Raw genomic sequence first — 220 nt, 5'->3', positions numbered from 1 at the left:
GCCAGCGGGAAGACCTCGGTGAGCGGGCAGCCGCCGAGCCGGAGGCCGAGGCTGGGCAGCGGCACGCTGGTGACCAGCAGATCGAACAGCAGCCGCGCGTTCTGCCCGACGAGGGAGCCGCCGAGCCGGTGCCCGAGGGGCGGCACGTGGTCGGCGAGGAGGGCGACGGCGCCCGCGCCCCGGGTCGGGCCGTGGTCCTTGCGCCGGTCCATGGCGGTGC

Annotated in this window: 1 pseudogene; it reads right to left on the bottom strand. The window is 77.7% G+C overall.

Annotated features, from left to right (window positions below):
* Positions 1–220 (bottom strand): annotated as a pseudogene (locus G3I40_RS06370) (wax ester/triacylglycerol synthase family O-acyltransferase); the annotation flags it as partial.

Source organism: Streptomyces sp. SID14478, assembly GCF_010548525.1.
Classification (GTDB): Bacteria; Actinomycetota; Actinomycetes; order Streptomycetales; family Streptomycetaceae; genus Streptomyces.
This window is presented reverse-complemented; position numbering and strand designations above follow the sequence as displayed.